The following is a 6,927-nucleotide window of genomic DNA, read 5'->3' on the forward strand; positions in this document are numbered from 1 at the left end:
CGTTGTGCTTCATTTAACAAAATGACAGATTAATGAAAAAAATCTTCATGTTTATAACAATAATTTGCTTTCATTATGCAAAAGCTCAGAATGATATTAACTTAACTGACATTTTAGAAAATGTTGAAAGTCAAAGTCAAATTGATAGTCTGAAATTTTTATATCCTAATCTATCCATCAAAAAACACTCTTTATCTACTGGAGATAAAAACATTAATAAAAAAGTTTTCTTACTCGAAGAAAAAGAAATTAACGCAGACAGCATTGACGCAATTAAACTATTATCCCAAAAAGACATAAAAGAATTCAAAGTAAAATACATATTCATTAATGGAAAAAACCTTAACGAAAAGGAAATTAAGAAAATTCAAAAGAAAGCTTATAAAGAATTGAAAAAAGGCAAAACTTTTAGTGAAGTTGCCAATAAATACTCAATGGATCCTGGAAGTAAAGATGGTGATTTAGGTTGGTTTCCTGAAGGTCGCATGATTGAAAGGTTTGAAAATGCAATTAGAGAACATAAAAAAGATGAAATATTTCAAGTTTCAGACCAAAGTAGAAAATGGCATTTTATAATTTTAAAAAACCACGACGAGAGAGAAGCCAAAATATATGAATATATAACAATCACAAAATCGTAAAAAAACGAAAGCACAACAACGTGTATAATTAATTGCTTTGGTCGTTGCTTATTTGGAAAATTCCTTCGGAATTTTCTCGCGCTCGTTTTTGTTTACTAATTTAGTTGCTTAAACACGCAACTAACCATACACAAAACCGTTGGCGGTAATAAGAAAAAACCATAGAACAAATTAATAACATATGAAAATATTAAAGAAAATAGGAAAGTGGTTTTTGATTTTACTGGGAGCAATTGTTGCGTTTATTTTAGTTGTATTACTAATAATTCGAATCAATAGTTCTGGAAACGAAGAACCTTTTTTAGACGAAAACGGTAATGTTCTTCCGAATAGTATCGCTATGCACGAGGATATGACAATCAATGGAGTACCTCAAAGGATTACCATAAGAGGAAAAGACAAGAATAATCCCGTACTACTAATAGTTCACGGAGGACCAGGCGCACCAATTTTACCTGTAATTTACAAATTGACAAGAACTGATTTGGAAGATATTTTTACGGTTTGTTACTGGGAGCAAAGAGGCTCTGGGCTAGCTTTTAATGATAGCATACCTGATTCATCCATTACCTTATCACATATAGTTGATGATGGTTTGGAACTATCCAATCATTTAAAAAAGACGTTCAAAAAAGACAAAATTTACATTGAAGGTTTATCGTGGGGAACAGCGGTAGCAGCTTATATGGTTCAAAAACAGCCAGAATTATATCACGCCTATATTGGTAGTGGTCTTATGGCGAATCTATCACTTTCAGAAGAATTATCTTATGAATTTGCAATGTCAGAATCCCAAAAACACAATGATACCATTTCAATCAATCAATTAAAACAAATTGGAAGACCACCTTATGTTAAAAACTCAAAAAATTCAGTAACTGAAGCCTTTGAAATAGAACGAAAGATTGTAATGAAGTATGCACCGATAAAATTAAAAACCGGTTTTAATTTTATTAAAAGTATGTTTTTAGATAATGGATTAACGTTTAGGGAAAAATTTACTGATATGATAAATAGTCCTGAATCCTACTATCCTGCAGCTAAAATTTTACAACCTACTGCAATCAATATGAATTTAATGCGTGATATTCCTGAATTGAAAGTGCCAGTTTATATATTACAAGGAGACAATGACCATTTTACCGAAACGTCAGTAGCAAAAGCGTATTTTGATTCACTTATTGCGCCATCTAAAAAATGGTTTTTATTTGAAAACGGAACACACGGAGTACAAGTTGAATATTCTGAAAAATATCGTTCAATTTATATCAATGAAATACTTGGAAAATAATTACTACCGCCAACACCGTATATAATTTATTGCTACTTCTAGCCTACTTACGAAAATCCTTGCGGATTTTCTATTCGGTTTTTATTTACTAAATTATGTGCTTAAACACGCAACAAACCATATACAAACACGTTAGCTTTAATGCTCGAGCAAGTTTGCGGAATTAAAAAAGCTAGTTTATTTTTCTGTTTTTTTTGAGTTTTAAGAAAGTAAAAACCGAAAAACTATGTTGCCGAATTTTAAAAAACACGCTGAATTCAAACTCAAACTCTGAATTGAATTACGTCTGACTTTATAGCTCGTTTGCGGAATTGATATCTGAATTGAAAAACGGAATTACTTACTCCAAATATGACTTAAAAAAATCACGGAATTTGAGCAAGTTTACGGAATGAAAATCAAGCTGAATAAAACATAAAAAGCGGAATTAAAAAGCCGACTGAAAAATAAAATAGAAACGTGAAAAACGCACTAAAAGCTAACAACGCATAAAAAAAATTCCTATTTTGGGCTTGCATAGTGGTCGTTGCTTTGCTTGTTTGCATCTGATTTTCCTACGGAAAATCGCCGCGCACAAACACGCAACTTTTCTTATGCAAAACCGTTACCACCAATTAGAACAAACATAATGAACATAGATATTATTGGAGCAGGAATAGGAGGATTAACTACTGCGATTGCACTTGAGCAAAAAGGAATTAAAACAAGAATTTTTGAACAGGCGGAACAGATAAAACCAGTTGGAGCAGGAATTATATTAGCCAACAATGCAATGCAAGTTTATGAAAAGTTAGGCTTGCGAAAAGAAATTGAGGAAAATGGAAATCCGATATCATCAATGAATATTACCAAACCAAACCTAAATCCACTTTCAAAAATTGACTTGACCTATTTTGAGCAAAAGCATAAAACCAAAAACATTGCAATTCATAGAGGAACATTACAACAGATATTAATTGAAAAATTAAAATCAACCGAAATTAATCTCGACCATAAACTTACCTCAATCGTTGAAAACACAAATGGATATTTTCTAAAATTCCTAAATGGAGAACAAATTCAATCCTCAACCGTTTTGGGAGCCGATGGACTGAACTCTATTGTTCGACAAAACATATTCCCAAATAATAGCATAAGAAATGCAAATCAAATATGCTGGAGAGGAATTACGGAATGTGAATTACCGATAAAATTTAGAAATGAATTGAACGAGGCTTGGGGAAAATCCGAACGTTTTGGTTTTGTTCAAATTGCAGAAAATAAAATCTATTGGTATGCTTTAAAATCGTTCAAAAAAAACTCGAATGAATTTTCTATTAATAATTTAGAGCAATATTTTGGCGATTATAGTTCAATAATTAAAGACATCATAAAATCAACGAAAAAAGAACATATAAATACTGCCGAAATTTCAGACTTAAAACCAACAAACATTTGGTTTAAAGAAAATGTATGTTTAATCGGAGATTCAGCACACGCAACAACCCCAAATATGGGACAAGGTGCTTGTCAGGCTATCGAAGATGCTTTTGTGCTTTCAGAATGTTTACACAAATATGAAATTACCAAAGCATTTTCGGAATATCAAAAATTAAGATTACCAAAAGCACATCAAGTAGTTAGAGCAAGTTGGCTTGTTGGAAAAATGGCACATCTTAAAAATCCTATATTAATTGGTTTACGTAATCAAATGTTACGCTTAACGCCTACTTCAGTTAATAGAAAACAGAATGAACAAATTTTTCAACTTGCAGAAATATGATAATATTATCAATTATTTTATCAGCCATTTTTACTGCACTAGGTTTAATACATTTTTATTGGCTTTTTGGTGGAAAATGGGGATTGAAAAAGGTAATTCCAACAAAAGAGAATCAGACAAGTACGCTTTCAATTCCTAAATTTGCAACTCTAATCGTAGCTTTGGTTTTACTTCTATTTGGTCTGATTTATCTTGTAAAATCTGGACTTATAAATTTTCAAATTCCAAATTTGGTAATTAAATACGGTTATTGGATAATTCCTTCTATTTTTATTTTAAGAGCAATTGGAGATTTTAAATATGTAGGATTTTTTAAAAAAATAAAGAATACTGAATTTGCGAAAGCTGATTCAAAATGGTTTGCCCCTTTGTGTTTGACAATCGGAATATTTGGAATTATGATACAACTGATGAATAAATAACTGGTGGTAACAATGTATATAAAACATAGCTATTACAGGCTTTCCGAGAGGTTTGTGTGTGTTTGTGAAGAACGCCAAATTTTTAAATTTGGCTTTTAGATAAATAAAGATAAAAAGAAAAATTTAAAAATTTGGCTCGTGTATAATCCGAAACGATAGTGTCTTTTTACACGCTACGTTTCATATACGGAGACGTTAGCCACAAGCTGAAAAAAAATCCGAACTACAATGATTGAATGGATAAATGAAAAATTCGGAACAGAATTTACCGAAGAGCAATTGATAAATGTTAAAGATTTCTCACTTCTTTGGAACATATTTGAAAACCTTGTTTGTGGTAATCGTTGCAATGTAAACCGTTTAGACGAAAGACTAAATCCTATCGAATTTCAAATTGCTGACTTCCAAGAAAACTTTGAGTATTTTCAAAATAGATATACCGAAAATGGAACAACAAACGTTCGATTTGAACATCTGAACTTTCGAAATGGAGACAGAAAAGAGTTTGTTTCAAATGTACTTTTAGGAAATGAAAATGTAACTTCTGCCAAAGTTTTAGCACTAACAATTATAGTCTTTCGGTTCAGAAATAATCTATTCCACGGATTAAAAGATTTTATGCAAATTGACCAACAAGAAGAAAATTTCAGAAATGCCAATCAAGTTTTAAAAACCATTCTTACACATTATTAATATTTGAGCAGACTACAAGAAATATTTAGCAATAGAGAAATTTCATTATTAATATGGCTTGGAGTTTTCATAATATTTGTTCTCACACAAAAGTCAATGCGGAATTCATTGATGGATGTTGTGAAATTACTATTCGGTAAATATTTTCTTGCAATCTATTTGACTTTAGGTGTTTATTTATATGGAATATTCAGCCTTTTAAAAGCAATTAGACTTTGGACATCAGCGGACTTAAAAGATTCTATATTTTGGCTTTTTTCAGTTGCATTCGTTTTGGTTTTTAGCCTAAATAAAGCTAAAGACAGTAAATATTTTAGAGTAATTCTTATTGACACTATAAAAGTGATTGCGATATTAGAATTTGTAATCAACTTTTACAATTTCAGTTTAGTAACAGAGTTAATATTACTTCCTGTTTTAATCTTTATCGTAATGTTACAAGCAGTTGCTGGATTAGACTCGAAGAATACACAAGTCGCAAAATTATTAACGAATTTTATGGCAATATTTGGTTTCGGATTATTAATTTATTCCATTTATCAAATGGCTAATGGATATTCTGACTTTTTCAAATTAGGAACATTACACTCTTTTATTTTACCAATAATACTGACATTTTTGTTCTTACCTTATTTATACTTTTTATCTCTTTACAGTATTTATGAATCATACTTTATTAGACTCGATTTTATGACTGTAAAAAAGGGAAAAGTAAAGAAAGTAAAAAAACATATTAGAAGAAGAGCACATATAAATATCAATCGACTAAATAGAATAATGGAGCGTTTTGACAAAAAAGTTTTTTATGACGATACTAACTTGAAAAAATACGTAAAGAAAATAAGCAAACGGAAAAAAGCCAATGGCTAACAATGTATAAAAAAAATAGGGCAAAAAGTGTTTAATCGAAAGGTCTGTGCGTATTTGCTAAGTCACCAAATTTTTAAATTTGGTATATTTAAAACGAGAAAAGATAAATAACAAAATTTAAAAATTCGGCTTTAGTTTAATCCGAAAAGTATCGCTTACAACTGCCCTACTTTTCTTATACTAGACCGTTGTGTGTCATTTAAGACACGTTAATCATTTAAACTAAATATAATGAAAGAATCTGAAAAATTACCAATTAACAATATAATTGTATTTGATGGAATTAATGAATATAACACCAATCAAATAAATTCAAATCCTAAAATAAGAACATTAGTAAACAATGCAATATATTTAGGCGGATTTCCAACTTTAATAGAGAGAATAAACTCTGAAAACGGAACTGTTTACGTTACTACGAATACTGAATTTTCTCATTGGAAATCCGACTTAAAGAACGTTTCTATTGAGCTACTTGATTTGTGGAATCAAAGTAAGCCTTAGAATAATGAACTGCTCTTTTTTGAACATCATCTTCATTGAAACCAATAAAAGAAGAAAGTTCTAAAAGAAGTGCTGATTTACGGACAAAGGTCAATTCGGGATATTTATCTAACATTTTAGATATTTCACTATAATCCTTTCCGTTTTTTAAAACTGTGTTGTTTGAAATAAAATCTGACATAATTATATTTACGCATAAAAGAATATTGTGAAAAAAATAAACTATGAATGAAAATTTAGAACGAATTGAAAAATTTAGATTAAGATTGTCGGAATTGTCTAATAAACACCCAAAACAAAGGCAATCTATAATGGAATCAAGCACAATTGTATATGTGAATTGGAATCCAAATTTTAACTTCTCAAAACATTTACAAGACGAAGATATTAAAAGAGAAATACAAAGTATATTTAACGAAATTTTTCGGTAAAATTACAAAGTAATTGTTCTTTTGTTAGGCTAGTGAAAATATCATTACCTTTTTCATCAACGAATTGAAAATTAATACACTCATTAATTCTTTTTTTATTTTTGGAATTTAAGCCGAATGAAATTGTAAGCGAAACATCTGACATAAAAACGCCACACAACACCGTATAAAATTAATTGCTTGTTGTTTCCACTTTGGAAACTAATTGCGTGATTCTTTTGTATTGCTTATTTTAAAGTTAATTATTAGTCACGCAACTAATCTTATACAATCACGTTAGGTGTCAGTAAAAAAAATTCAAATCTAACTCCAA

8 protein-coding genes are annotated in these 6,927 nt (G+C 29.9%); 7 read left to right on the top strand and 1 reads right to left on the bottom strand.

Going from position 1 to position 6,927, the window contains the following annotated elements; translation table 11 throughout:
- The first annotated feature begins 32 nt into the window (after positions 1 to 32).
- The 7 genes from BMY96_RS15695 to BMY96_RS15890 all read left to right on the top strand — a co-directional run bounded on the left by BMY96_RS15695 (position 33) and on the right by BMY96_RS15890 (position 6,183).
- Complete coding sequence (locus BMY96_RS15695) at positions 33 to 641, top strand: peptidylprolyl isomerase (protein WP_092849902.1); 609 nt, start codon at positions 33 to 35, stop codon at positions 639 to 641.
- 181 nt (positions 642 to 822) lie between these two features.
- Positions 823 to 1,932 carry an alpha/beta fold hydrolase gene (locus BMY96_RS15700; protein WP_092853927.1) on the top strand — a complete coding sequence of 370 codons (1,110 nt, stop codon included), beginning with the start codon at positions 823 to 825 and terminating at the stop codon, positions 1,930 to 1,932.
- A gap of 628 nt (positions 1,933 to 2,560) precedes the next feature.
- The gene (locus BMY96_RS15705; RefSeq protein ID WP_092853937.1) at positions 2,561 to 3,694 is read left to right on the top strand and encodes an FAD-dependent monooxygenase; all 1,134 of its coding nucleotides are present in this window, start codon (positions 2,561 to 2,563) and stop codon (positions 3,692 to 3,694) included.
- Positions 3,691 to 4,116, top strand: a complete 426-nt coding sequence (locus tag BMY96_RS15710; protein ID WP_245750673.1) for a DUF3995 domain-containing protein — start codon at positions 3,691 to 3,693, stop codon at positions 4,114 to 4,116. The genes BMY96_RS15705 and BMY96_RS15710 overlap by 4 nt, the downstream gene beginning before the upstream one ends.
- Positions 4,117 to 4,344: 228 nt before the next feature.
- Positions 4,345 to 4,809, top strand: a complete 465-nt coding sequence (locus BMY96_RS15715) for a hypothetical protein (RefSeq protein WP_092853929.1) — start codon at positions 4,345 to 4,347, stop codon at positions 4,807 to 4,809.
- A gap of 3 nt (positions 4,810 to 4,812) precedes the next feature.
- A complete protein-coding gene (locus BMY96_RS15720) occupies positions 4,813 to 5,679 on the top strand; it encodes a hypothetical protein (protein ID WP_139205281.1) in 867 nt (288 codons plus the stop codon).
- 231 nt (positions 5,680 to 5,910) lie between these two features.
- Entirely contained in the window at positions 5,911 to 6,183 is a 273-nt protein-coding gene (locus BMY96_RS15890) for a hypothetical protein (RefSeq protein WP_139205282.1), read from the top strand.
- Here BMY96_RS15890 and BMY96_RS15725 read toward each other — a convergent pair.
- Positions 6,143 to 6,364: a hypothetical protein gene (locus tag BMY96_RS15725; RefSeq protein WP_092853933.1), complete on the bottom strand. Its 222-nt coding sequence runs from the start codon at positions 6,362 to 6,364 to the stop codon at positions 6,143 to 6,145. The genes BMY96_RS15890 and BMY96_RS15725 overlap by 41 nt on opposite strands.
- Positions 6,365 to 6,927 lie beyond the last annotated feature (563 nt).

It is taken from the genome of Algibacter pectinivorans (assembly GCF_900112595.1).
Taxonomy (GTDB): domain Bacteria; phylum Bacteroidota; class Bacteroidia; order Flavobacteriales; family Flavobacteriaceae; genus Algibacter_B; species Algibacter_B pectinivorans.

Coding starts and splice junctions, on each gene's coding strand:
- BMY96_RS15695 (WP_092849902.1), top strand. CDS start 33: ATGAAAAAAATCTTCATGTTTATAACAATAATTTGCTTTCATTATGCA.
- BMY96_RS15700 (WP_092853927.1), top strand. CDS start 823: ATGAAAATATTAAAGAAAATAGGAAAGTGGTTTTTGATTTTACTGGGA.
- BMY96_RS15705 (WP_092853937.1), top strand. CDS start 2,561: ATGAACATAGATATTATTGGAGCAGGAATAGGAGGATTAACTACTGCG.
- BMY96_RS15710 (WP_245750673.1), top strand. CDS start 3,691: ATGATAATATTATCAATTATTTTATCAGCCATTTTTACTGCACTAGGT.
- BMY96_RS15715 (WP_092853929.1), top strand. CDS start 4,345: ATGATTGAATGGATAAATGAAAAATTCGGAACAGAATTTACCGAAGAG.
- BMY96_RS15890 (WP_139205282.1), top strand. CDS start 5,911: ATGAAAGAATCTGAAAAATTACCAATTAACAATATAATTGTATTTGAT.
- BMY96_RS15725 (WP_092853933.1), bottom strand. CDS start 6,364: ATGTCAGATTTTATTTCAAACAACACAGTTTTAAAAAACGGAAAGGAT.